This is a genomic window from Paenibacillus sp. IHBB 3054, from assembly GCF_051594305.1.
Classification (GTDB): Bacteria; Bacillota; Bacilli; order Paenibacillales; family Paenibacillaceae; genus Paenibacillus_AQ.
The window spans coordinates 40391-66824 of record NZ_JBOFBG010000029.1 but is presented as its reverse complement, the minus strand read 5'-3'; the positions used below and the strand labels follow the sequence as shown (position 1 = coordinate 66824).

The 26434-nt window shown below is 46.8% G+C and carries 20 protein-coding genes and 2 pseudogenes; 6 read left to right on the top strand and 16 right to left on the bottom strand.

The window, feature by feature from the left end; translation table 11 throughout:
• Positions 1 to 8: 8 nt before the first annotated feature.
• The gene (locus tag ACQ76X_RS25065) at positions 9 to 1508 is read right to left on the bottom strand and encodes an MFS transporter (RefSeq protein ID WP_438496452.1); all 1500 of its coding nucleotides are present in this window, start codon (positions 1506 to 1508) and stop codon (positions 9 to 11) included.
• A 227-nt stretch (positions 1509 to 1735) separates the two neighbouring features.
• Between ACQ76X_RS25065 and ACQ76X_RS25060 the strand changes: the two genes are divergently transcribed.
• A complete protein-coding gene (locus ACQ76X_RS25060; RefSeq protein ID WP_438496450.1) occupies positions 1736 to 2575 on the top strand; it encodes a MerR family transcriptional regulator in 840 nt (279 codons plus the stop codon).
• Positions 2576 to 2895: 320 nt separating this feature from the next.
• Here the strand turns inward: ACQ76X_RS25060 and ACQ76X_RS25055 are convergent, their stop codons facing one another.
• The 4 genes from ACQ76X_RS25055 to ACQ76X_RS25040 all read right to left on the bottom strand — a co-directional run bounded on the left by ACQ76X_RS25055 (position 2896) and on the right by ACQ76X_RS25040 (position 6892).
• Positions 2896 to 3747 carry a DNA-binding protein gene (locus ACQ76X_RS25055; RefSeq protein ID WP_438496449.1) on the bottom strand — a complete coding sequence of 284 codons (852 nt, stop codon included), beginning with the start codon at positions 3745 to 3747 and terminating at the stop codon, positions 2896 to 2898.
• 175 nt (positions 3748 to 3922) lie between these two features.
• On the bottom strand, positions 3923 to 4153 hold the full coding sequence (locus ACQ76X_RS25050; protein ID WP_438496447.1) for a hypothetical protein: 231 nt from the start codon (positions 4151 to 4153) through the stop codon (positions 3923 to 3925).
• Positions 4154 to 4158: 5 nt separating this feature from the next.
• On the bottom strand, positions 4159 to 5382 hold the full coding sequence (locus ACQ76X_RS25045) for a Ger(x)C family spore germination protein (RefSeq protein ID WP_438496445.1): 1224 nt from the start codon (positions 5380 to 5382) through the stop codon (positions 4159 to 4161).
• Positions 5363 to 6892, bottom strand: coding sequence for a spore germination protein (locus ACQ76X_RS25040; protein WP_438496443.1), 1530 nt, complete (start codon positions 6890 to 6892; stop codon positions 5363 to 5365). Before ACQ76X_RS25040 ends, ACQ76X_RS25045 begins: the two co-directional genes overlap by 20 nt.
• A 175-nt stretch (positions 6893 to 7067) precedes the next feature.
• On the opposite strand from ACQ76X_RS25040, the gene ACQ76X_RS25035 reads away from it, so the two are divergent.
• Positions 7068 to 8159 (top strand): GerAB/ArcD/ProY family transporter, encoded by a 1092-nt coding sequence (locus ACQ76X_RS25035; protein ID WP_438496442.1) that lies wholly within the window; start codon positions 7068 to 7070, stop codon positions 8157 to 8159.
• Here ACQ76X_RS25035 and ACQ76X_RS25030 read toward each other — a convergent pair.
• The gene (locus ACQ76X_RS25030; protein ID WP_438496441.1) at positions 8138 to 11044 is read right to left on the bottom strand and encodes a glycosyl hydrolase 115 family protein; all 2907 of its coding nucleotides are present in this window, start codon (positions 11042 to 11044) and stop codon (positions 8138 to 8140) included. The two genes, ACQ76X_RS25035 and ACQ76X_RS25030, sit on opposite strands and share 22 nt — an antisense overlap.
• A gap of 231 nt (positions 11045 to 11275) precedes the next feature.
• On the opposite strand from ACQ76X_RS25030, the gene ACQ76X_RS25025 reads away from it, so the two are divergent.
• Positions 11276 to 13015 (top strand): SGNH/GDSL hydrolase family protein, encoded by a 1740-nt coding sequence (locus tag ACQ76X_RS25025; protein ID WP_438496439.1) that lies wholly within the window; start codon positions 11276 to 11278, stop codon positions 13013 to 13015.
• Between the two features lie 146 nt (positions 13016 to 13161).
• Here ACQ76X_RS25025 and ACQ76X_RS25020 read toward each other — a convergent pair whose 3' ends face one another.
• Positions 13162 to 14046, bottom strand: coding sequence for a LysR family transcriptional regulator (locus ACQ76X_RS25020; RefSeq protein WP_438496438.1), 885 nt, complete (start codon positions 14044 to 14046; stop codon positions 13162 to 13164).
• A 176-nt stretch (positions 14047 to 14222) separates the two neighbouring features.
• Between ACQ76X_RS25020 and ACQ76X_RS25015 the strand changes: the two genes are divergently transcribed.
• Both ACQ76X_RS25015 and ACQ76X_RS25010 read left to right on the top strand, forming a co-directional pair.
• A complete protein-coding gene (locus ACQ76X_RS25015; RefSeq protein WP_438496436.1) occupies positions 14223 to 15017 on the top strand; it encodes an SDR family oxidoreductase in 795 nt (264 codons plus the stop codon).
• 29 nt (positions 15018 to 15046) lie between these two features.
• Entirely contained in the window at positions 15047 to 15388 is a 342-nt protein-coding gene (locus tag ACQ76X_RS25010; RefSeq protein WP_438496435.1) for a nuclear transport factor 2 family protein, read from the top strand.
• Positions 15389 to 15465: 77 nt separating this feature from the next.
• Here ACQ76X_RS25010 and ACQ76X_RS25005 read toward each other — a convergent pair.
• From ACQ76X_RS25005 to ACQ76X_RS24990, 4 genes and pseudogenes are all read right to left on the bottom strand, one after another.
• A pseudogene (locus ACQ76X_RS25005) lies at positions 15466 to 15540 on the bottom strand (spore coat protein CotJC); the annotation flags it as partial.
• A 105-nt stretch (positions 15541 to 15645) separates the two neighbouring features.
• Positions 15646 to 20178 carry an S-layer homology domain-containing protein gene (locus tag ACQ76X_RS25000; RefSeq protein WP_438496433.1) on the bottom strand — a complete coding sequence of 1511 codons (4533 nt, stop codon included), beginning with the start codon at positions 20176 to 20178 and terminating at the stop codon, positions 15646 to 15648.
• Positions 20179 to 20429: 251 nt separating this feature from the next.
• Positions 20430 to 20654, bottom strand: a pseudogene (locus ACQ76X_RS24995) (manganese catalase family protein); the annotation flags it as partial.
• Positions 20655 to 20678: 24 nt separating this feature from the next.
• Complete coding sequence (locus ACQ76X_RS24990; RefSeq protein WP_438496432.1) at positions 20679 to 21560, bottom strand: ketopantoate reductase family protein; 882 nt, start codon at positions 21558 to 21560, stop codon at positions 20679 to 20681.
• Positions 21561 to 21719: 159 nt separating this feature from the next.
• Here ACQ76X_RS24990 and ACQ76X_RS24985 point away from each other — a divergent pair, with 159 nt between their 5' ends.
• Positions 21720 to 22289: a TetR/AcrR family transcriptional regulator gene (locus ACQ76X_RS24985; RefSeq protein ID WP_438496430.1), complete on the top strand. Its 570-nt coding sequence runs from the start codon at positions 21720 to 21722 to the stop codon at positions 22287 to 22289.
• Between the two features lie 99 nt (positions 22290 to 22388).
• Here ACQ76X_RS24985 and ACQ76X_RS24980 read toward each other — a convergent pair whose 3' ends face one another.
• From ACQ76X_RS24980 to yfkAB, 5 genes are all read right to left on the bottom strand, one after another.
• Positions 22389 to 22958: a manganese catalase family protein gene (locus tag ACQ76X_RS24980; protein WP_341091374.1), complete on the bottom strand. Its 570-nt coding sequence runs from the start codon at positions 22956 to 22958 to the stop codon at positions 22389 to 22391.
• A 62-nt stretch (positions 22959 to 23020) separates the two neighbouring features.
• Positions 23021 to 23287, bottom strand: coding sequence for a spore coat protein CotJB (locus tag ACQ76X_RS24975; protein ID WP_038588588.1), 267 nt, complete (start codon positions 23285 to 23287; stop codon positions 23021 to 23023).
• A gap of 4 nt (positions 23288 to 23291) precedes the next feature.
• Entirely contained in the window at positions 23292 to 23510 is a 219-nt protein-coding gene (locus tag ACQ76X_RS24970) for a spore coat associated protein CotJA (RefSeq protein ID WP_341377872.1), read from the bottom strand.
• A 254-nt stretch (positions 23511 to 23764) separates the two neighbouring features.
• Entirely contained in the window at positions 23765 to 25123 is a 1359-nt protein-coding gene (locus ACQ76X_RS24965; protein WP_438496475.1) for a hemolysin family protein, read from the bottom strand.
• A gap of 21 nt (positions 25124 to 25144) precedes the next feature.
• Entirely contained in the window at positions 25145 to 26281 is a 1137-nt protein-coding gene (gene yfkAB, locus ACQ76X_RS24960; RefSeq protein ID WP_438496428.1) for a radical SAM/CxCxxxxC motif protein YfkAB, read from the bottom strand.
• Positions 26282 to 26434: the final 153 nt, after the last annotated feature.

The following is a 26434-nucleotide window of genomic DNA, read 5'->3' as shown; positions in this document are numbered from 1 at the left end:
GCCCAGCACTAAAGCTTTAAAAGATCATGAGCCTTGGACCGTCCTCCGGCTAACCGGACGATTAGCGACGCTGCTGCCAAAAATACAGCTACACCCGCAAGAATAATAAAAAAAGAGTGGTCAAAGGCAGTACGGCCTGCCTCTTTCAATGCTTCTGCAGCTGGAGAAGGCAAACCCTCTGCAACCAGCAGTGCTTCGTCCAGACTGTCCTTCACAATCGCAGGCACCTTAAGCCCCGAAGGGATTTTCATAGACAAGGAATACACAAGCGCCGACATACTTCCGATGATAGCTATGCCCGATGCTCCCCCCATTTCATATGCAACCTCTTCAATGGACGCAGCCATACCTGCTTTATGTGAAGGGGCATAGTTCATAATCGAATGAGAGGCTGCAGTCATACCTGCTCCCAATCCAGCACCCAATAAAGCCAGTCCAACAATTTGCCCGGCTATACCTGCATTAAACTGCGTTAAATAGATGGCCATCCCCAGACTGGCAATCAGCAGAGAGAGGCTCTTCAACCGGATAACATCAAAACGGTGCATGACAGCCCCCGTTATCGGGCCGGCAATTAGAGCTGCAGCCGGGATGCTTATCGTGAACAACCCTGCTTGGAGCGGTGTCAGACCTTCCACCAATTGAAGACGCTGGGTCACAATATATTGAATCCCCATTTGTGCAAATGCACCAACCAGGGCAGTGATAAAACCAGTGGAGAATCTTGTGATTTTGAATAAAGAAAGATCAATTAGCGGACTGCTGCTGTTGTTCTGGCGACGGATAAAGATGATCAGTGCCAGGGCACCGGCAACTGCACCCATTATAGCGAATGTTATGGACCCGTCACGCCGCGCAAATTCTTTAATTGAATAGATAAGTCCCACCATAGCGATCATGATTTGGATCGAACCGATGAGGTCCCATTTCTTATCTTTATTGCCAGCATGTTGCGGAACATAAATCACCGTTAAGGCCAAGGCAATGATCGCAATCGGCAGGTTAATCAGAAACACGGAACCCCACCAGAAATGTTCCAGCAAAAGCCCGCCGACAATCGGACCAAGTCCTGCACCGCCGGAGGAAATGGAGCCCCAAATACCGATTGCGAGTGCACGTTCACGATCATCCGTAAAGGTAACTCTGATAATGGACAATGTCGCAGGCATCATCATGGACGCTCCAACTGCAAGAAGAACCCGTGCTGCAACCAATACTAGAGGGACGGGGGAAAAGGCTGCGGTAAGTGAAGCAACAGAAAATACGAGCAACCCGAGGGTGAAGATTTTTTTATAACCCAAACGGTCCCCAAGTGTCCCCATCGCCGGAAGCAGACCCGCCATAACGAGAGAGTAACCATTGAGAATCCATAATTTTTCTGACGCAGACGCACCGAGATCATGCGTTAAGCTGGGCAATGCAGTATACAGGATGGTCATATCCATCACAATAAGCAAAAGTGCGCTTGATACGATAGCCAGAATTATCCAACGTTTGAACTTAGACATGTTGTTCCTCCAATAATACAAAGTATGTTTTACATTTCAAACGTTAAACTATAGGGTAACCCTATAGTCAAGCGCTGATTTTCAAGATAAAATTAAAAGCTATATAATTTGAACTAAAGAACTACCTAGAGGCAACAGCGCCCGGAAGTCCAAACATTCACTGCAGTTGCGTTCTATGCCGGCTCGGTAAATCTAAAGTTCAACTTATATAACACATCTAGAATCGGATGGAGGAACTGCATATGCCGGAAAATCACAATCAATACCTTACTACCAGCGAATTTGCCAAAACTTGCGGAGTCACCAAACATACCCTGTTTCATTATGATGAAATCGGGCTTTTAAAACCGGAATATACCAACTCAAAGGGCTACCGTTATTATTCCATTCCGCAATCTTACACGCTTGATATTATAAATGTGTTGAAAAAGGCGGGGAGTTCACTTCAGGAGATCAAGGGATTCATGCAAAATCAGAACACCCCATTGCTCCTGGAGCTACTCAAACAGAAGCTGGATGTCCTGGAAGTCGAGCGGAATAAAATTAAAAGGATGCAAAACCTATTGAAAGGCGCTATTGAAATGACGGAGCAAGCTCAGGGGAAGGTAGACGATGGGCTGTCGATAGAGGAATGTGAAGAGGAATATTTCATTGCCATACAATTACAACAGGGCGATGGTGACAAGGAGTTTGCTCACAAATTAAGCGAACACCGGGAATATTGCGAGAATCACTTTATTGATTGCGAGTTCCCGATTTGGACCATTTTAGGCAAGGACCGCCTGGAGTCGGGAGATTATTATGCAGATTATATTGCCAATAGGCTCAAGACCCCGATTCCGGGGGAGCGGATGATCATCAAACCCAAAGGACGCTATGTCATCATGAATCATAGAGGATCGTATGAAACAATGCCCGTAACGTACTCAATGATAAACAAATATATAAGCAGCAAAGGAATGGCTGTATCCGGGAGTGCTTACTCAGTGGACCTCCTCAACTATTTGGCAGAAAAAAATCCGGACAACTATGTTATACAAATATCAGTTGAAGTGTCAGACTGCTAACCTGCACCGGAACAGAAGGCGAAGAATTCCTGGGAATCCTCCGCTTTGGTTAGATAGGATCATGACCTTGTGATCTGCGTTGTCGGAATAATGCTGTATGCATATCTATAATCATATTGTAATAGAACGAAGACCCTACATATTGCGTAGAGTCTTCGTTCGATATCATATTCTAAGGGTCAACAATATTTTACAGCTTTATCAAAAGAAAAGTAAATTAGTGTCCTGTTCCATGATTATTGAGAGAAATGCTGTTAACGGATAACGAATTTGTCGTCGGAGTATTATTAGCGCTTGCAGAGGTAACAACTACGACTGAACTAATTACTAATACGGCTGTCAGCAACAAGATCGTCTTTTTCATTGTTCAAAAACTCCCTCTCTAAGATATTTTTCATTATCTCTTGATGCATCTCATGTTGCGAATCTGAAGCTTCACTTCTGAGCAATTCGTAGAATGCAACGGACTTCCGAAAGCCTGTTCCATCTTCAAGTTTACCACTGAGTATTAAAATATCGAGAATCAAATTTATGGAATCAGCGATATTTTTCCTTTTATACAAGTATGTAGCGTGTAAATATTTATAATCTATATAACTTCTTACATCTTCTCTTTTCTCCTTACTGCCGATCTCCCCGATTTGATCTTTAAATAAATCAATTACCCAATCAACAGAATAGTTGTATCTTATTGCAGACTCAAGGACTGTTAACATTCCATTTAACAATTCTTCCTTACCTATACTTTGCAAAAAAACAACATACTCCTGCAAAACTTCTTCATTTCCCTCAAGTAATTCGATCACATAGCCGTTTGCTTTAGCCATGTTTTTGTAGAATTCAACTTCCTCTTTGCCTTCTTCATCTAAGTTCTTAATCCAACTTAATTTACTATATTGATCAATACACTTTCTTGACTCTGAGTATTGTCCCACCTTTTGGTAAGCGACACCCTTCATTAATAAGCTATACCCAAAATAGTAGACAATATTTCTTTTTAACTGATATTTTTGAGGTGTCTTGGTGTTATACTGAGACGTTTCATATGCGATGGCGATAATTTCAAATAATTTGTCTGAAATTTCAATTACGGCTGACCAGTTCTCCCACGAAAATGACAGTTTGAGCATGTCAACCAAAGAATCCGCATTCATCCCATCCAGCTCCAGCAATTTCTATATCACTCCTTAACATACCATTTTATACCAATTATAGTCCTCTTTTTTCCTATGGTCAATTAATCAAGCGCATACATATTCCTAAAATATCTTAATTATACCAAATCTACTAAAGGTTTTAACAATTCCGACATGGTTAATTGGATTAATAAAAACAAAAGCCAGCATTTTAATAAAACCATGATTCAAATAGGCTGTTGACGGGCCTATAGATCAGCATGACCAGAAGGAGCGGGCTTGGTACTTTGATTCTGTACAAGAAGCAGACAGTCGCACCAAGGCCCATGATCCAGAGCATACCCCAGACCAGCAAATCTCGGGTCCTGCTTCCCCGCTTTAGCAAGGGCACATCGACGGCTATACAGACAGCCGCAATAGCCAGAAATAACAGCAGCAGCATTTCGCTCACTCCTTGACATCGTCAATAAAAGATTTGTCTGTAATACCGATCCGGTTAATCGACATGGTGGCTTTGTAATGGACAGGCAGCGATTTCAGATAATTGTCCCCCTTTGTCTGCTTCAGCCTGGCCCAAGCTTTAGGATTGGCACGGTAGATCAACTGTCCAAAGCCCATGACATCCACATTGTAGCGCTCAATAATTTGCTTGACGGCAGTTTCCATCCGCAGGATTATCCGCTCTTCCGATTTCCTTTCCAGTTGTCTAATCACACTCTCCGCCTCCAGGTTATCCTTGCTCAGAACTTCTTGCACATTGCCCTCCGCCTTTACGTGAATATAAATATGCGGTTCGCCGTCGACCATCTTCATTTTCCGTTTAGTGGTTGTCCGTATCGCTTCAATAACAATAGGCCGGCCATCGTCCCCTATTACATTACCTGAGGTTTTGACAACGTTATCGGTGATGTAATTATAGCCGATTGTCTCTTTATCACTTAACCACCCGACCATCCTGTCTTTCTTAAATACAGCTAAGCTACGGTATAGCAAACTGGCTTTAGGTACGCTCTGTTCCAGATTGCTCATCTTGTCGCCTTCACTGGCATTGCCAACCACCTCCACTCCGGTCAACACCGGGTTAATTCCTTCATACAGCAGATCATCAACGAACTTGTTAAGGGAGACAGCAGTTGTTTTGGCTGATATCTTGTAGGATTTGTCCAGGGAACTAAACAATTTATTCGCCGGTATTTTATCAAGCGGGGTGAGAACCTTCAGCACTTCTTCCGCTGTGGTCCCTTTCGCGACCATGACGTAGTAATCATTTCGCGGCTCCCGGCTCCGCTTCAGTACATCAAGTATCTCAGCGATACCGGACCGGGCTAGCTCCTCTCCGATCACCAGTACGCGGATATGCCCTTTGTAGGCGGTTCTCGAACTGATGAGAGTGTATTGCCGGTCCGATTCATAGATCGTGGGCACTGTGAAGCTGGATACAACCACTGGTACCCCGCCGCCGCTCGTTCCTCCAGCTGTCTGTGAAGAAATCGAAGAAGGAATAACCACCTGCATCGTGATCCTGTAGCCGGATTCCGCCTTATCCAGTCCCATTCCCAGTATAAAGGCTACTTCATTTAATTCCTTTCTTTCCCAGCAACCGCTAAGCAGCAGGGGAATGAGAAGGGCAAGCAGCAGCTGAGGAAGAACTTTACTTTTTATTGGGCTCATAAATCGGTTCCTTCCCCTTGGAAGTGTCTTGACGGTTTAGATTCTGTACTTTCAAGTTAGCCGGCCTTGTCTTTAAAAGCGGCCAAGGAATGCGGAAGATCGAATCCTTCAGATCTTTCGATTCGTATGGAGCGAGTGGACTCATATAAGGCATGCCGAATGAACGAAGGCTTGCCAAATGCAGCACAATCAAAAACACGCCAAACAATATCCCGTACAATCCTATAAAACCAGCCAGCACGATAAATACAAAACGAATCATTCTTGCGGCAATGGCCATGCCCGACTCCGGTATGACAAAACTGGAAATAGCCGTAATGGATACAATAATAACCATCGCCGATGAGATAAAACCCGCCGCAACGGCTGCCTGGCCAATGACCAGCGTACCGACGATAGAGATGGCCTGCCCTATATTCTTCGGTATTCTCACGCCCGCTTCCCGGAGAATCTCATACGTTAATTCCATAAGCAGCGCCTCTACGAAAGCCGGAACCGGGACGCTCTCCCGTTGTGCGGCAAGGCTTATGACCAGACTAGTAGGGATCATCTCCTGATGATACGTAGTAACCGCCACGTAAAAAGAGGGGGCAAGCATCGTAATAAAAAAAGAAAGAAAGCGAACAAACCGCAGCAAGGTGGCAATATCGGACCGCTGATAATAATCTTCCGCAGATTGGAAAAAGGAGACAAAAAAGCAAGGCACCAGCAGGACAAACGGCGTTCCGTCCACAAGAATCGCCACTTTCCCTTCCAGAATCCCCGCCGCGATGGTATCCGGCCGGTCACTGTTATAGATCGTCGGGAAAGGCGTGGCAGTCTTATCCTGAATAAATTCCTCGATATATCCGCTCTCCAGAATGCTGTCTGTATCTATTTGGTCCAGTCGGCGCTTTACCTCCAGCACCAGGTCAGGGCTTGCGAGATTAGTGAGATACATAATGGACACGCTGGTCTGCGTCACCTTGCCGATCTGGAAGGTTTCGAGCCACAGGTGACTGTCTTTTATTTTTCTTCGGATCAATGACGTGTTCGTTCTCATATTCTCTGTGAACGCCTCCATCGGTCCCCTCACAACCGATTGCGAGCTGGGTTCACTTACATTCCGGTCATCCCACCCGGGAAGCCCAATCCGCAGGGCACTCGGTATTCCGTCCACCAGCACCATCACATTGCCGGACATCAGCTGATACACAAATTGTCTCAGATCATCAGTAACAGATAGATCTCCTGCGATTAGGATACGTTTCTGCAGAAGCTCAAACTTCTGCCCGGCATCAAGATCCCTCAGCAGCTCCGGGGCACAGCCTTCCTGAAGGGAAAAAAGAATAGAGTTATGCAGCACCTGCGTGTCTACAAGACCATCTATATAGATCACTGCAATTTGCGTACATGGATCCAGCTGCAATTCTTTGATTATCAGATCGGTGCTTTTCCCGAGCAATTGGGATAGCTGCTTCTGATTATCCTCTAGCCGGTGTGACAATGGGCTTCTAAGGATATCCTCCATAACGTAACCTCCGTTTTTCGTGAACAAACTGTCCTTAGTATGATGCGAAATTTGATAATTATCCCGATTCCACCTCTATTTTGTTTAGGGTGCATAATTATGGAAGGATATTGCATGCTAAGGAAAATAATATTGAAACGCTGAAGAGTGCTTGCAGCAGATACGGAGGAATCAAATGAGACTTGAAAAGGACCAGATCAGTACAGCTCAAATGATAGTACTCGGGCTTTTCACTCTTATTGGGGACATGGCGCTTGTATATCCTTCGATAATGACAGCAGGAGCTCACGAAGATGCGTGGATCGCAGGCCTCATTAGTATTCCCTTGGGTCTCGCAACCCTAAAGCTGATGATAACTACAGCCAATATTGATCCTAATAAAACAATTATCGAGCTTTCACAACAAATTTTAGGAAAATGGGTGGGTGGAGCGGTAGCTCTGAGTTATTTAATCTTTTTTCTCATTGCTGCCTCTACCTATGTCAGGGAAATTGAAGATTTTATGTCCACACAGATTTACGAGGCTACCCCCGGGGGAGTTATCCGTTTCATGGCCATTTTTCTGCTGGTGTATGGATTAAGACTGGGTCTGGAAACACTGGGGCGGGCGGCCCAGATTTTCCTCCCGTTCTTTACGGTTTTTCTGATCGGTCTGCTCGCTCTGCTGATTCCCGATATGCGTATAGAGCAGATCTATCCGATTATGAATACACCGTTTCCTGACATGCTGCACACAGTCTTTTTCGGGGTGTTTTATCCGTTTGGGGAATTATGCGTATTCTTCATGGTGTATCCCTATGCCAAAAAACAAAGCAATACAAGCCGGGATATATTCATCGCCCTGCTCATCGGAGGGGTTGGACTGAACCTTATTTTGTTTCTTTCCCTGACTGTGCTTGGGGCTTATTTCTCCGAGCACAACTTCTATGCAGCCTATATTCTTGCCCAAAGAATCAACATTGCCAATTTTCTGCAGCGGATTGAGGCTTTAATGGCTACCACATGGATTATTAGCACCTATTTCAAAACAGCGCTTTACTTCTACGCCTTTGTCTTAGGGACCGCCCAGCTGCTGAAGCTGAAATCATACCGTCCCCTAATTTTTCCGGTGGCATTTTTGATTTACGGGCTGACCCATCTGATTGCAAAAGATATTATTTTCTACGTCAAAGAAGTCCCCGCCTCCTGGGTAGACTGGGACTTCACCTATTCCATCGTTTTCCCGCTAATGCTGCTCATTGTCTATCACATCAAAAAACGCATCTGAACCTTCGCCTGGCCTGTACTGTAGCTCTCCTCCGGCCCAAGGTAGGAATAGGGCAGCATGGTAGCAGACAGCACCAGCTTTTGCACAACCAGGCCGGCAGTGAGTCCGTAAAAACGGAGAGTATGCACGCCTTGGGTCAGCGTATGACGGGTGACAGGCATATGAATATTGTCCATTACGGCGCGGCACCAAGGTTCATTGTCATGGTTGCCTCCTTCATAGTCCGGCGGCAGGGCGTCCGCAATCACCGGAGTTTCGCCATCAAAACCTGCCGCATATTTCATTCCTCTGACCGGTGACAGATTGTTCGTCGGGGCAAGATAGGCGGTCAAGGTGTACTCCCCGTCCTGACGTACCAGAATCCGGTACTCCAGATATGGCGCATGCTCCGGCCCGGCAAAAGATGCTCCGTCCGGGAACATTTTGACTGAGGATAAAGAACGGCCATAGTTCTCGATAATCCTCCATTCAACTCCGGATTTCGAAAAACGGCTTAGGGCATGCTCCGCCTCAATCGCCACGATATTATGAGCTTCAATAAAGGTTGCCGGCGGCACCTCCCGGAGGTCAAACCAGTCCAAGGATACCTCGATCCTAACCGTTCCTCCGGCACCGGTGAGGGTAATTTCGCCCGATTCCTTCCCCTTTGCTTTCTCCCAGTCCACACTTACCTGTATCGTCTTCCCTGTGTCCACCCACTCCTGCGTGCTATCCAGCCTGATCCAGTCCGCATTGCAGTCTGCCCGATACATGAAGCCCGCCGCTCCGCCATTGCTGATCGTGATCTCATACGTCTCTTGGTGCAGATTGCTGAATACCGGTAGAGTAGCCGTACCCGTAACATATCCTTGATCCGTTCCCTCTACATCAACGATCATTTGAGAATCCTGATCAGGAATTATGGTGTGCACCGCCGGATACTTCCACCCTTCCGCATCCCAGTGGACATACCCGACATGAGCGGAACTCATCATCCCCTGCCATTTCCCTCCTGAAAGCCGGGTATTATAATAATGCTCCAGTTCCTTATCCCGCTCGATTGCTTCCGTTGTCAACTTCGCATAGGTATTGGCCAGAACACTGCCCCGCTCAGCATACAGCTTGCTCAGTCCGGCATAGATATGCATTTTGACCACATTGGCCGAAGCTACCGCAGGATAATAGACGAGCTGATAATAGGCATCCTTCTGCGATTCAGGGATCAACGCATTATAGGTATCGGCTGCGTTCTCAATTCCAAGCGCCAGCTGCAAAACTCTCTGCGCCTCGTGACCGTTCATAAGACTAAAGGTTGAAGTGCTGATAATTTCCGGTTTGCGCCGGCCGTTCATTCTAGTGTAATCCGATAACAACTGGCCGATTCCTTCTACACTTCCTACCTCCAGAGAATGGCCGAATTGCTGCTCCACCCACCGTCTGGTATATTCGCCAGTCCGGTTGATTGCACGGCTCCCCCAAGCTTCAAAGTCATATGCCAGATCCAGAAAGTAGGATATCGGCAATTCCATGGGCTTAAGGTCTCCTACATTAACGACCCATACCTCGCGGATGCCGTAATCGAACGCCATGGACATTTGCTCCCAAATCTTCTCCAGCGGAATGGTATTCACCCATTCATAGGAATGCGGACCGCCATGATAGTCAAAATGATAATACATGCCCCAGCCAGCACTGCGGTGCTGTTCGTGTACCGCGGGGATTTTCCGCAGATTGCCGAAGTTGTCGTCAGCCAGCAGAATCGTAACATCCTTCAGGACCTCCCAGTCCTTCAGTCCCTTTACCTCTGCAGTGCCGTACCAGTATTTCTCTACTTCCTTGTATACGGCGAGAATTTGCGGCGCATGGTCCAGATTATATTTCCGTAGTAAGTCTTTCTGGGTCAGGATGATGTCCTTAAGCAGTTCAATATTCTCCCGGTCAGAACCCTCCAGGGCGGAATCGGCCTCCCCCCGCATGCCGAGGGTGATCAGGTTATGAAAGCTCTTATTACGCTTGATTCCGTCTTCCCAGAAATCGATGATCGCCTGTTTATTCCGGGCAAAATCCCACAGGTTGCTTGTTCCATACTGCTTGTATACCTTCTGCCATTCGCTGCCTGCCCGGAACAGAGGTTCATGATGGGAGGTTCCCATGATGATGCCGTATGCTTCAGCATGCCGGGCGTTGGCGATCGGGCTGCTCTTGCCGTTCAGGCTGAATTCAGCGCTCCACATGGCCGGCCATAAATAATTCCCTTTCAGTCTGAGAATCAGCTCAAATACCTTGTCGTAGAACTGTTCGTTGAAGTCGCCAAACGCCTGAGTCACCCAAGAGCCCAGGGAGGGCCAGTCGTCATTCAGAAATATCCCTCTGTATTTGACGGAGGGTTCCTTGGATGTGATATTGAGCTGTTCTGCGGAAAAAGCCAGCAGCGGCTTCTTGTCCGGGACAACATCCCCCCAGTATACCCACGGGCTGACTCCAATCCTTTCGGAAATTGCATAGATGCCGTATATCGTGCCCCGCTTATCACTCCCGGCGATCACCAGCGCCTGATCTACTCCGGGAACCGGATGTTCCACCGTCTGAATCCGGTAGCACTCCCGCTTGCCCTGAATAGAGGATACATCCAGAACCCCCTCTGCAATTAACGTATCAATGACATCATTGCTGCCAATCGATCCGGCAATAACAGCCGTTCCAGCCAGGTGCTCCTTTTGTGTAAGGATGGAAGGCTCTGTACCCGTCACGAGATGCACATCTGCTGCAAATGACTTGGCTACCCGGCGCAATCCGTCGTAATCCTCCCCCTTGGGATCTATGTAAATCTTGCCCGCGTCCCCCTCTTTTACAAGCGTAAATTGTTTGGCCGGCGAGGAACCGGGCATTGTACGATTAGTTATCATTCTAATGTCGCTCCTTGTTTTTCTTTGTTAATGTAACTTCAGGAATGTAAGTCCAGACAGAACTCTGCTTAGGCACATTATATAATTAAAGCGGTTTCAATCAACATACACAAACTAAAGGACTTATTGTAATAACTATTGGGATTTATGAATATCGTTGAGCTCTCCTGGATTTCAAGTCTATAATGAAAGTGTTTACACGTTGGCATTGGAAAGTGAGGCTGGTTTAAAGTGGAAGACAATAGCAAGGTCCATTCTGCCGGTAGAATTGAAGGTCCTAAGGCACCCAAGGACCCGGCTCAGAAAAGAAGCGGATTTTTCGTGCTGTTTGAAACAGCTATTGAGGCGACAGCACGGGCTCAGTGCAGGCCTTCACAGGAAGTTTATCTCGAAGGCAACTATCTGATAGATAAGGCCAAATATATAGGTGGGGTCACAGATGAGAAGATTCTGGATCTTTTGGGGAGCTGGACTGGATTTCGCCGTCTGGTTCATAGTATCGGGGTGTCCGTAAAGACAGCCAGGGCAGATGCCGAGGTGTCTTTCCATCTCCAGAACTGGGGCAGAACGAGCAAGTATGAAACAGGCACCCGGCTAGTTGTTCCCTGCCCAAGCGACGGAACCGAAATCATGCTCAAGCTAGAGGATTACACATGGTCCGAGGATGATGAGTCTCCCGGCAAATTTGCCTTTGAATTCAGCCGGGAGGGTGAGTTGGCGACGGTTAGCATTATTTTCTATCTGAATGACGGTTATGCCGTGCCTGAACTTACTGCTGAACCCTCGGTTTCGTTCGGCTCGAATGAATACGGGGACATGATCGCAAAGTCCTTGATACATTCAGGCAATAATACAAGATTGAAGGCAGCGATAGCAAAAGCAGTGAAAGGCGAGGACGTCACGATCGCATACATCGGAGGTTCGATCACTCAAGGTGCGGGGGCCAAGCCTATACATACCGAGTGTTATGCCTATCAGTCCTATTTAAGATTTAAGGAACTGTTCGGCAAGGACGGCGGAGAGAACATTCATTATGTGAAGGCCGGAGTAGGCGGAACGCCATCGGAGCTTGGGGTCATCCGCTATGAAAGAGATATTCTCAGGGACGGTGCCGTAACACCGGACATCGTAGTGGTGGAATTCGCGGTAAATGACGAGGGCGATGAAACAAAGGGCAACTGCTTTGAAAGCCTCTGCCTGAAGATCCTTTCCGCGAGCAACCAGCCGGCCGTGATCCTGCTGTTCAGTGTTTTTGTGAATGACTGGAACCTCCAGGAACGGCTCTCCCCCGTAGGCATGCACTATCATCTCCCTATGGTCAGTGTAAAGAACGCTGTGACAGAACAGTTCCGTCTGAGCAAGGCTGAAGGTAATATCATATCGAAAAGGCAATTTTTCTATGATATCTATCATCCCACGAATGAGGGTCACCGGGTAATGGCGGATTGCCTCGCCTTCTTATTCTCCGAGACCTATAAATCGCTTATGAACAGCGAGGATATCACACTGGATAAACCGCCGGTTCTGGGGAATGATTTTGCCTGCACCCGGCTGCTGGACCGCAACAGCCATATAGGCGCTGCCAGCGTTGAAGCAGGCGGTTTTTCGGGAAGCGATACGGAATTGCAGATGGTGGAAATGGACGCGAACCCTTACGGGACCCCAGAATTTCCGCATAACTGGATGCATGAGGCTGCTTCGGGGCAGGACAGCTTCAAGCTGACAATAACAAGCAAAAACCTTATCCTGGTATACAAGGATTCAGGCAGTCCCGAGTTTGGAAAAGCGGACATTCTCGTCGATGGCAAACTGGTGGTCACTGCTGATCCGCATGAGAACAACTGGACACACTGCAACCCGGTTATCCTGTACCAGGATGAGCTTAACTTGGAGCATGTGATAGAAATAAGAATGGCCGCTGGTGATGAGGACAAATGCTTCACGATCCTAGGCTTCGGCTATAACGTATAAGAGCTACATATCTGTACAACCCATCAAGACAATTTAAAAGACTCAAACAACCCGAATCAGGCGCTGTTTGATTCTTTTTTATAGTCCTCGTACAAATCAACCAGCGGGTCGTTACCACTCAATAAAAAACGGCCTTAACCGTGACATCAATCAAGTCGTTGCTGTTCATTTTCAATGTATGCAATAAACCGCTTGGCAGTTGGAGAAATATGACGATCCTCTCTCCACTTTAAGCCTATTTCCCAATACCAACCCTCATCAGTAATTGGAATCCAAACAAGTTCATCCAACATCAATCCGATAGTCTTAGGCAGGACAGATACACCGAGATTTGAATTAATAAATCCGGCTACTGTGATTAAGTCCTCGGCTTCATACGCCGAATCAAGGACAAAACCAGTATGTTGGAAACGCGACATAATCGTCGCTTTTAATCCGCAGTTGTTTTTCAAACCAATGAATGGTTCGCCCGACAGCTCTGCCAAACTCAAAGCTGGACGATTCGCTAAATGATGCTGGGAGGATACAACAATAAACAATGGTATATTTCGAATAATCACCCATTTATGATTATCTAAAGTAGATTCCTTCGATGTAATCATAAGATCCGAGTGACCTTGTTCCAAATGTTCATCTATATCTCCAAGATTCCCTTGTGTCAATTCAAAGCGGACTTTGGGATAGTCTAATTGATAGCTTCGGACCAAATGGGGAATTAAGTCAACGCCAAGAATATTGAGATAGGATAAAGTAATAACCCCCGTATCCGGGTTAGACCATTCTTCGATTTCTTTTACGCCGTTTTCAATATTTTGCAGTGCTTTGCCGACCCATTTAGAGAACATTGCACCATTACGGTTCAGCTTCACATTTCGCCCATTGCGCTCAAACAAGGGAGCGCCGATTTCGTTCTCGAGTTTGGCAATCGCATGACTTAGCGCTGGCTGGGTAATGCCGAGTGCCTTTGAAGCCATCGTCATGTGTTCTAACCGTGCAACAGTCATAAAGTACTCTAATTGTGTAAGCTCCATAACATGACCTTCTTTATATTAATATTATTCATAAGTTTCATGAATATAATAAATTGGACGTTATAAAAGAGTCAAGTGTAATATTATATCCAGCTCCTCTTGAACATTACATAAAGGTTTAAGGGACTGAGCGCTGAACACACGGATTCAGTTATTCATTATAAGGAGGTATAGATATGAGTAGATCATTTGAGTACTCGGCAACAGAATTTAAAGGCAAGAAAGTGCTTGTAACGGGCGGAACAAAAGGAATGGGACAAGCTGTTGTAAATAGACTTGCAAGCAGCGGAGCAACAGTCCTGACAACGGCCCGTTCCGTTTCTGCTGACATGGCACATTCGGTTAAATTCGTTCAAGCTGATCTTGTGTCACCTGAAGGGGTAGAGCAAGTGATTACAGCAGTGAAAGAACAGCTTGGCGGTATCGATATTATTGTCCATTGTGTAGGCGGATCAACTACTCCGCCAGGTGGCGCTCTTGTTCTTAGCGATGACGATTGGCTGCAGGCTTTAAATTGGAATCTTCTGGCCGCAGTCCGGCTTGATCGCGGCCTTATTCCATTAATGTTGGAAAATAAATCAGGTGTTATTCTTCATTTCACCTCAATCCAAAGAAGATTGCCCCTTTATGAAACTACATTAGCTTATGCAGCAGCTAAAGCTGCTCTCGCTAATTACAGCAAGGGACTTTCTAATGAATTTTCTCCCCGTGGCATTCGGATTAATTCATTGTCTCCTGGTTTTATTCAAACTGAGGCAGCAGATGCGTTAATTGATCGGATGGAAACTACAACAGGAAGCAGAGAAAGTGCGCTCCAGCAGCTTATGGATTCGCTCGGAGGTATTCCAATTGGCAGGCCGGGATTACCTGAAGAAGTCGCTGAGCTGGTTGCATTTTTGGTTTCTGACCGTGCAGCATCCATTACAGGAAGCGAATATGTCATTGATGGCGGTACCATTCCGACAGTTTAATTGTTCAAACTAAATAAGGGGGAGAAATAATGGAAATCGATCAGATCCCTGCTGCGATCAGTAAATTTATTGATGCAGCGAATAAGCCCGATCCGGAAGCATTTGTAAACTGCTTTTCAGAAGATGCCGTTGTGTTGGATGAAGGAAAAAAGCGGATTGGCCAAAAAGCGATTAAAAAATGGAGTGATCAATACCATTTTGGAGCAAACGTAACGTTAGAGCCAAAAGCAGTAAAAGAAAATAAGGATGAGGTTGTTGTAACATGCAAGTTGGATGGAACTTATGACAAAACAGGTTTACCCGATCCGTTATTGCTGGAATATCACTTCAGCATTGTAGATGATAAAATTGTGAGCTTATCCATTTTCTAAGATATTACAAAAGAGATTAGAGAGGACAATCGGACAAAGGGTGTACTTCCGGTTTCACCGTTGGGAAAAAGTAGGCCCAGCCATTGGTATGTAGCCAGGGCTTTCTCTTCGGCAGCGATGTCTTCATAGAGGTCGGCCAACGGATCGCCCTGATACAACCAGCAAAACGAGCAACCCGGCTTGGGCTGCTCGTTTTATTCAGTTTATTTACATAAGCCTTAGTCGTTAAACTCCACAATGAGAAATTGAACTGCTTCTTATGGTGCAAGGACCTTATCCAAGAGACGGATGATCATCACTACTGATTCGGCGCGGGAAGCAGCTTCGTTCGGTTTGAACGCTCCGTTGCCTTTACCCGATACGATACCTGCATTAGCGAAGGCATTGATTTGCTCTGCTGCCCAGTTCGTAGAGACGTCGGAAAATTGCGTCGATGTGCTGGTAACATAGTTCGTAAGACGAGCCAGCATAGTCACAATCTCCGCACGGGTTATCTCCTGCTTGGGATGGAATGAACCATCGGCGTAGCCCATAATCACTCCATTATCTTGAAGCGCAACAATCGCCTCCGAAGCCCAATGTCCTTGCGTATCAGAGAATCCGGTACCACCCGAAGCTGTCAGACCAAAAGCTTTTACAAGCATTGCAGCAAACTCAGCGCGCGTTACTTTGGCGTCAGGACGGTATGAACCATCCACATAGCCAGTTACGATCCCCATCAGGGCCGCACGTTCAACGAACGATGCACTCCACAGAGCTGCAGGTACGTCCGGGAATTTAACAACAGAAGCTGTTCGCTCTTTCGCCACGATAGCTTTAACCTTATCTATGTTTACTCTATCGTTGAACACAGGTTTCACTCCGGTTGGCTTCGCAGGCGCAGCAGTTACAGCTGGTGTTGCTGTCGGCGTTGTTGTTGGTGGTGGTGTTGTTGGTGCCGGTGTTGCTGTCGGCGTTGCTGCCGGTGTCGTGCCTCCATTGTTGTTGCCTGTGGCCGCCGTTACCGAAACCGAAATCTCCTTCTTGATTCCCCCAAAGGATATTACGATCGAGGCCGTCCCCGTGCCAGCCGCTGTCACTACCCCTGTCTCACTCACAGTAGCAACAGAAGTCGCGCTCGATACATAATTCGCATCCAAGGTCTTAAGGGCAGTAGAAAGATCCGAATACTTTGCCGTCACCGACAAGGCTTGCTTTTGACCTGCTTTCAAGGAGAGCGAAGCAGGTGTTACAGCCAGATCAACCAAGGTCAGAATTGGCACCTCAGTAACCACAATTGGAATCGCAATTGATTTGCCGCCGAACGAAGCCGTGATCGTTACCCCTTCACCCACTGCAATGCCCGTAATAACACCCTCACCCGATACCGAGGCAATGGCAGGGTCCGAAGTCGTCCAAATGACCTGATCCGTTACAACTGTATTCACTGCATTGTCATATACTGCCGTGATAACAGAAGCAGCTGTCTGACCCGCTTGCAATGTGTGAGTGCCTGGATCGGCTGTCAGCTTAAGCAGAACAGGAACCGTACCTTTGGCCTGAACGGTTACAGAAATATTGACTGGCGGCATGTTGCCGTAACTCGCCTGGATTGTAGCCCCGCCAATTCCAACAGCATGAATGATGCCTTTGGCATCTACCGTAGCTACACTCTCATTCGAAGAAGTCCATGTTGCTTGATTCGTGACATCGACAGCGGAGTTATCGCTATAGGTAGCGGTAAGTACAGTCCCGCGCTCGTCACCGACATTTAACGTCAATTGGGCCGGTGATACTGCCACGGAAGTTACCTTTAGCTCATCCTTCTTCTCAATCGTGTAGTTGTCGATCAATTCTTCGCTTTCCGTAGTACGAGCTTGAATTATAATTTTATCATGGCTAACTTGAATTGCAGAGTATACCGGAACATCATCGTCAAACATGAAATTCAGATACTCATATTTTGTTCCATCGTAGAACTTCCAGCCAGATGCGCCTCCGTCCAAATAGACAGTCCCCTGCTCTCCGTTCAACAATGGCTTCCCTTCACTCATTGGATAGGTGCGCGCGTACACGTGGTCGTGGCCTTCCAGCACCAAGTCTACTTTCAATTCTTCCAGAATAGGGGCAAAATATGTTTGTGTATATTCGATCATATTGCCGCGTCCATCTTCGGTATGATAAGCAGGTTTATGGAACATAACAATCTTCCATTTTTTATTACTTTTTTGAATATCCTCACGAAGCCATGCTGCTTGCTTGTCCATGGTTACTTCGTCTGCTTCGGAGTTCAGCACAATGAAATGCACCTCGCCTGAATCGAACGAATATGCATACTCCTTCTGGATATCAGGCCCATTATTTGGAAGATCTAATCCCTTCGCAAAAATATCTTTGCCTTCCCCTTTAACATCATGATTCCCCATTGTGTAACCAGAAGGAATAGAGGATGCGTAGATCGATGAAGCTTCCCAGAACTGGTTCCACTCATTCAAGATCGACCCATCGTCAACCATATCGCCGCCATGCATAATGAACTGGGTGTCCGGATAATTAGTTAAAGCATTGCTGATCAATTGTTGATAAATTGCAAGCCCATTATCACCTTTGGTATGCGAATCTGTTACAAATACAAAAGAAACGGGATGATCCGGTACTACCTCCAATGTCTTGTAATCGTACCATGTACTCCAATGTCCTTCGTAGCCGACTCTGTAATGATAATCCGTACCTGACTCGAGGCCAGTAACCAATGATTTATGGAACTTAATTTCGCCCAGAGGCCCACCTGCGACCTCATGAATGACCTCCACATCAGAAAGCGCAAGCTGCTCTACCGCTTTTTCCGGTACATTACTCAAGTCACTATTAACTAAATCGCTATCTTTCACATATTGGATAGAAGTTTGTTGAACTCTAGGTGCCGTCTGCCACCCTACACTCATCATTGTACTCATATCTTCGGTAACAAAGGTTTGTACATATTTCGGATCGTCTCCACCAAACTGAGAAACAACGGTCATGCTGATACTCTCGCTGGTACCGCCATCCTTGACCGCTTGCACTTTCCAGGTGCCTATTGCAAGGTTAGCTAGTGACGTATGGATCTCTCCCCTGGCATCCGTCAAGCCCAACCCTTCGGTAAGATCCTTCTGCTGTACATTAGCGGATGGTATGTAACCGGTCTTGGTTCCATCCGGCATATACACTTTTACGAATCCGGATGTACTTCCTGTTGCGGCGAAAAATTGCCCGTTTTTCTCTGCCGCCAGCAACACTGCGGACGAACTATCAGCGCTCGTATATATATTGGAACCCTCAGCTGTTACGGTCACATAAGTCTGAGGGCCGCTTGCATCGGTAAAATCAATTTCCGCTCCTTCTACCGGATCTCCTGCGTGAGTTGTGACGGTGATTATATTCTGTGTTTGCAGGCCTGATCCCTTAACTTTTAGAGTGTACGGAAACCCGATCGTATAATTAACCGGTGAGGCAAAGGAATTCACCGAAGGGCCGCCGTCATACCCAAAGCCGCCCCCCACCATGGCAATATGCTTATACGTCTCGCCACGTTCCATCTTCGCGGATCTATTCACTTCGAAATCGATGATTGCCAGAGCATCTGCATGGTCGCCTTGCAGTCCCTCTGCACTAAATTCAACATAACCGCCTGCATTATCGATGGTAGTCTGCACATTGCTTAAATCGGAACGTGCGTTAATAGCATTCGCTTGCAGCGTCTCCGGATCGAACTTGATCTTAGCATGCACGCGCTTGGCTTCGCCTACATCCTTCGCCTCGAGCTTCAACCGGTAGGTCTCGTTGCTGACAGCTTCCGCTGGAGCTTCTAATGTAAACATGGCGCCATGCTCAATATTAAAAGCATACTCTGCTGCTGCCGGATTGCCGGCCAGATCTTTAACCTCTGCCAGCACTTGATGATAGCCGCCGCCGAGCGGTATATCCGGGTGATAGGTTATCACCTTATTATTCAGATCATATGCATAGGCCGCCGGTGCAACAGACTGACCATTCACGGTTAACCGGATCGAGTCGGGATCAATACCCGACTTAGTATCATCCGCTGACAGGATAATGTCGGAGACGGGCGCGTTCAAGGTTTGATTGGGAGTGGGTGTAGTTGGACTTAACACAGGAACATCCATATCTTCATCCACCGGTTCATCATAAATGAGCCTGACGTCGTCAATCCAAACCGAGCCTTTATTCTTTTTGCTCATTTGTCTTTCTTTCATCTGGAAGTAGAACGCCAGGGTGCCCGGCAGAGTCAAATCAGCCCCTATTTCAGCCTCTACATACTTCCAGCCGCTCCAGTCTATACCTGCCTCTTCACTCCTAATCTCATACGTTTTGGATTTTCCAGTGGATGAAACGTAGAACTTAGAGGTTAGACCATGTCCTTCGTTATTGGCGTATACCCACATCCCGATTTTTTTGGGAACTCTGTTTGTTAACGCCAACTGAGTTGCAGGCCCTACCGCAACTTGGGATGGATTATCTGTTACGCCAATGAAGTCATAATCAATCCGTAAGGACTTGGCCCCGTTGCGAACGTATTTCGGATTCGTTTCAAGCGCCATACTGCCGCTATGAATACGTGCACTGTCAAAGGTTAAGTCAGCTAAGTTAACCTTTTCGAAATCTTCTGCCATGACGATACCGCTAGGCTCCGCTGCATCCCCATAGACAATCGATGACGATGAAAAGGAGGGTGGAATGAGCGGGAGCAGAACCGTCATTGCCAATATCCCGCTCAATACTCTCTTTACAAATGGATGATGATAACTCACTAACTTTCACGCTCCTTGTTGTCTGTTCTTGTTAACTTCGAAACCTCTTTATAAAAATTAAAATTTTAAAGGACTAGTTATTAAAGCATAACGCGGCAACATGTTCGTAAGATCATCGCAATGTTAGCAATAAAAATTCTTAGTATACTATTTGTTGATTTTTTTAATTTCAGAACATGAAAAAAGAGCCGCAGAACTATCTCTGGGCTCTTTCATCTCAAACCGAGTGCTTACTACATCGTTGCAGCTGATCAAAACACCTTCTTCTTCCCCTGCTCATCAATCAATATCTGCACCGACTCCTTAAATCTTAGCGCATGCACAATCTCCCGCTCGCGCAGGAACTTGAGGCTGTCCTGCAGGTCGACGTCATCGGTCATATCAATCAGCCATTGGTATGTAGCCCGGGCTTTCTCCTCAGCGGCGATGTCTTCATAGAGATCGGCCAGCGGATCGCCTTTGGCGGCAATATAGGCCGGGCGCTCTCTTCGGCGCTGATGTCATTGTCGAACAGATAATTTTTTATGAAAATCCTCATCCAATAACATTATTTCAGCCTTCCTGCTGACAGCCTGGTTTCCAAGCTTAACATCAATGATAAACTCATCGCTCAGCATCTGGCGGTATTGGGATATAATATCTTCTACAGGCAATTCACCCATTAACTTCGTTTCAGGCGGAATTACCGGAATTCCGGCTTGCGCTACCAGATGAATATTTTGTTTAATATCTGCGGCAATCTTGCTTAGAGTACTCTCGTTTCTTGCTGTCTCTATATCCACCATTCCGTCGTTCGTATAGAGATGCTTGTTCACTACAGCGAGCGCAGCATGCGAAACATGGAATGCTTGAATGTCTTTTTGTATTTCATAAGGCAAATCAACTGTTTCAAATATTTGGGCAAGCCTCGTCACTCTTTCAGTCAATTGTCCATTTATTTCACCAAAAAAAGTTTTGGAACCGAATTGGGCGTATAGAACACCGTCTTTGATGTCTCCACCTGCACCCGGGAATCCTGGAAGTAAACGATCACCCACGATTTCAAGCCAGCGGTCATATCCCACAGTGTTGCTCAAGGTGATAATTGTTTTGCTCTGATTATTCTTGATCGCTGACAGGGCAGATTCTGCCTGATCATAGCGCACAGGAACAAAGATGAAATCGTAGGTATCATCGCTCGCAAGCTTTTCTATCGTCTTGATAGATATTTGCTGTATCGTCCCATTATCGTTGTATCGCAGCCCATCCGCTTTAAGCGAATCCAGCCTCTTTCCCCGGGCAAGCAATGTGACGTCCAGTCCTGACTGCGCAAATCTGAGTGCGTATAAACTGCCAATCACACCAGCACCAATTATCAAAAGTCTATCTTTTTGGATGTTCAATACTATCCTTCCTTTCAGTTAACTATCACAGTTTGTTTAAGCAACACCTGTCCGATACAATAATAGTATGGTACTATTACGATTTCAATCAGCAGAGTAAAGGAAAAGTTGCATAGACAACACATTTAGATATCTGATGTTTATAGAGGGAGTATTGATATGGCAAATCAGGAAGATCCAAGAGTTTTGCGTACACGACAGTTAATTAGGGAAGCATTCAGAGATTTGTTGCGGTATAAAGGATTTGATGCAATTACCATAAAAGATATAGCACAGAGAGCTACCATTAACCGTGCCACCTTCTATGCCCATTATGAAGATAAATACGTTTTGCTGGAGAAAATTACAGAACAGGCTTTTCAAGAGATGATTCCTGAGCAAGTGGTCAAAGCGCAGGAGTTCACAGATGAAATATGTACGCAGTTGATCTTACTGACATATAATTACATCGTAGATTTTTATCAGGTATGCAGAATGGACTCCAAATCTATTACTACGCTTGTTCATGAAAAGGTAAAAAAGATGCTGCAGCAAATGATCGAGAACATAATTATGAACGGGGATACTCAGCGTATGGCAGCCAACCATCGTACCAGGGTCATTTCGGCTATGACAGGTTCCGCGATCTATAGTGCTGCGCATTACTGGTTTATAAGCGGAGAACAAGATCGAACCGATCTACTTGTAGATACTGTCCGCTCCTACGTAATGAACGGTTTACGGTTCTGATCGAAACTGCATTGAACTGTTACCAGAAGAAAAGAGCCGCAGATACTTCTCTGGGCTCTTTTCTATCAATCTGAATAATTACCTCATGTATACATCTTACTAAAACACCCGCTTCTTCTCCCGCTCATCAATCAATATCTGCACTGATTCCTTAAATCTTAGCGCGTGCACAATTTCCCGCTCGCGCAGGAACTTCAGGCTGTCCTGCAGGTCGACGTCATCGGTCATATCGATCAGCCACTGGTATGTAGCCCGGGCCTTTTCTTCAGCGGCAATGTCCTCGTAGAGGTCGGCGAGCGGATCGCCTTTGGCTTGTATATAGGCCGCGGTGAACGGAACACCCGCGGAGTTCTGATAGAACAGCGCATGATCACGCTGCGCATAGTTAGGGCCGAGACCCGCTGCCTCCAGCTCCTGCACAGATGCATCCTTGGTCAGTTTGTAGATCATGGTGGCAATCATTTCTAAATGGGCAAACTCCTCCGTTGAAATGTCCGTGAGTACGCCGATAACCTTATCGGGAATCGCATATCTCTGATTCATATAACGAAGCGCTGCCGCCAGCTCCCCGTCCGCGCCTCCATATTGCTCCATCAAATACCGCGCCATCCGCACATCGCATTTGCCGACACGTACCGGGTACTGCAGTTTTTTTTCATATATCCACATTCGGGAATGAACCCTCCTTATAGTTTTATTCGCCTAGCCGCTTCGCCGGGATCAGCGTGCCGCTATACCTGCCAAGGCCAAGGGCTCTGGCTCCATTCCCACGGACATTTGGAGTAGGCGCGGCCAAAGTTCTGCAGCGGGCCGTACAGCTCCTGAAATTGATTGGCCAGCCGGGTGCGCTCCTGGGTCAGCTGATTGAACTGTTCAATCGCTCTTAAGTCCTCTGGATGGGTATCCAGATACAGGTTAAGCTCCACCAGGGCAAAATCCAGAACCTGCAGCTGCTCCAGCATTTCATAGTAACGGGGCTCGCAAGGATTTGCTTCCATCGTCCTAAATTCCTCCTTTGCCGGCTTTGGATTCATACGGGCTGAACAGCGCGGGCCAAAGTGTACCCGCCCTTAGTGCTTCAGGTAACGGAAACTGCGGCAATCCCGGGGGCTGAAAAGCAATAAATTGGTTAGGCGGCACAACATACGTTTTGAACGGCACCGGCGGACAAGGGTCAAATGGTCCCCTATACGGTGTCCATACACGTTCCTGGGAGTTCAATAGATACACCCTCCTCAAAGTTTTGTTGCAAATACTTCCTTGATTCAGCTTCATACAAAAATCGCCTAGGAAGCATTCACTTGATTTACTTTTCTTCTGAACGCACATCTCTTCGTAACTAATTTATGACTGGCTGGGGTGGAATCAGAACGCCCACGCAAAAAAACCGCACCTTTGCAAAGAGAAAGAATTCTCCATGCAAAGATACGGTTATTAAATGTCATGCTGCAATGAACCGGCAAAATCATAAAAGCTTATTCCTTTTCTTCATCTGTCCCGGTATCGTCCTCTTCACTGACAAGTAGCTTTTCCCGGTGGATATTGATTCTTGTAATCCGCAATCGGGTGGATTCTTCTACTTCAAAGGTGACATCGTCCACAACAACCCGCTTACCCTTGGACGGATTGCCCTCCAGCTCTTTGAACAGCCAGCCGCCGATGGAATCGACCTCATCATCCTCAATAATCACACCCGTAAGATCGTTGACATCCTCAATCAGCATCCGGCCCTCAACTGAGATATAATCTCCATTGCGCTCGACGCTCGGACGTTCGTCCTCGAATTCATCATGCAGATCGCCGACAATTTCTTCAAGAATCTCCTCAGCAGTCAGAAGTCCGGCTGTGCCGCCGTATTCATCGACAACCAGCGTAAGCTGGGCTTTGTTCTTCTGCATCAGGCGCAGTGCATGGCTGATCTCCATCGACTCTGGTACGTTCAGAATCGGGCGGACCAGCGAAGCCAGATCATTCTGCTGTTCTAAAGGTGCGAACAGCAGGTCGGTAATGTGGATGAAGCCGATAATCCGGTCCTTATCCTCGTTGGCAACCGGATAACGCGAATGTTTCGTCTCCGTAATGATCCGCATATTCTCTTCCAGTGTAAGATTGCTATAGAGCACATCCATATCGGTACGCGGAAGCATGACTTCACGGGCCAGCAAATCGGAGAATTCAAAAATGTTATCCATCAGCTTCATCTCGTCTTTATCAATGACACCGCTCTTGGCGCTCTGATTCATCAGAATCCGGATTTCCTCTTCCGAGTGAGCCGCCTCGGCTTCACTGGCCGGTTCAACCCCCACCAGTCTAAGAAGAGCATTGGCGGATGCATTCAGCACCCAGATAAAGGGCAGAAACAGGTTATAGAAGAACATTAGCGGTGCAGAGAGCAGCAGCGCGGAGCCTTCAGTTTTTTGGATCGCCAGGGACTTTGGAGCAAGCTCGCCCAGCACAATATGTAAAAATGTAATAATGGAAAACCCGACAATGACAGACACAGTGGAAATCAGTGTATGATCGGTGACGCCGAGTTGAAACATTAGCGGTTCGACCAGCAGCTCTGAGATGGCCGGTTCACCGACCCAGCCGAGACCCAATGAGGCGAGGGTAATGCCGAACTGGGTCGCTGACAGGTAGGAATCGAGCTTTTTGTTGACCTTCAGCGCGTATCCAGCCATCTTGTTGCCTTCACTGACAAGCTGGGTCAGACGCGACTGTCTGACCTTTACCAGCGAGAACTCCGCCGCTACAAATATACCATTCAACAATACAAGCACCAGAACCAGCAAAAGATTAAGCAGCAATCTTCCTATGTCAAATTCCGTATGCACCACTATAACAACGCCTCGTTTCTACAGAGTGATCGCTTTCCTTGATTTAAAATCTACCTCTGGATAATACATATCAGCCACCAAAAGGTTGGGTCCGCAGCAGCCAGCTTCATCACAGTGGCAATTCACTTTCTGATTAAGCGGATGCTTAGTCTGCCACTCGGCGAAAATGTCATCCAGCTTGCTGGTGCTGATGTTGCCAAAGGCGGAAATATCGGCAAAATCCGTGACAAACACATCACCTGTAAATAAATTTACATTCACACGGTTTCTTCCGTCCGGATCATTGCGCAGCGTCACATTCTTCTCGGTACGCAATCTGCGCAGCAGCTTCTGATCCTGCTCCAGGAAGCTGCAGGCAAAAAACGGCAGAGTGCCAAACAGCATCCACATCTCCGGATCGCGGTGATCCAGCAGGGAATGAATGGCATCACCCATTTCCTTCAGAGACAGTACAGGGAGCGAAGAGGCAAAGCTGGAAGCGTACATTGGATGCACCTCATGCCGTCTTACGCCCATATCGCCAATCAGCTTATGAATTTGAGGCAGCTTGGTGTGTGTACGATAGTTAATCATAGATTCTGCAGATATCAGCATACCGTCTTCACTGAGCCGCCGTGAATTCTCAAGCATCGTGTCATATAAACGATACGCCGCTTCACGTGATACTGGATGACCGCTGTTGGCGAAGCCTACCTCATGGAAGTCGTCTCCGTTCACATAATTGAATGAGATATGCATCACGTCCAGATACGGCAGCAGCTGCTCGTAACGGGCGTAGGGCATAGTCAGATTGGAGTTGATCTGCGAGCGTATGCCCCGCTCACGGGCATATTTCAGCAGCGGCACGATGATATTCTCTACCGTCGATGCGCGGAACATCGGCTCCCCGCCGGTAATACTGATCGTTTGCAGATGTTCTACCTGCTCCAGGCGGTCCAGCATATTCTTCAGCGGCAGCAATTCTCCTTCTTTCATCGTCAGGCTGTCGCCAACCGCACAATGTTCACAGCGCATGTTGCATAGATTGGTAACCGTCATCTCCACACTAGTCAATACATGCCGTCCATGCTTGCGGAGTGAAGTAATCGGATCCCATGGATCGAAGCTCGGCGACAGTTCCCGGACAGTTGTGGAGGATGGTTCTAATATACTCATTTCTTATTGCTCCTTTAGTGCGTATTCCTTATTATTAACCCAAAATAAATCAAAAAGAACGTTGACTTAACCTATATCATACCACGAGCGGCAAAAAAACTGCACTTTCTGGCAATTATGCCGCTCCAAGCGGCGTAATTGACAGATCCTTTT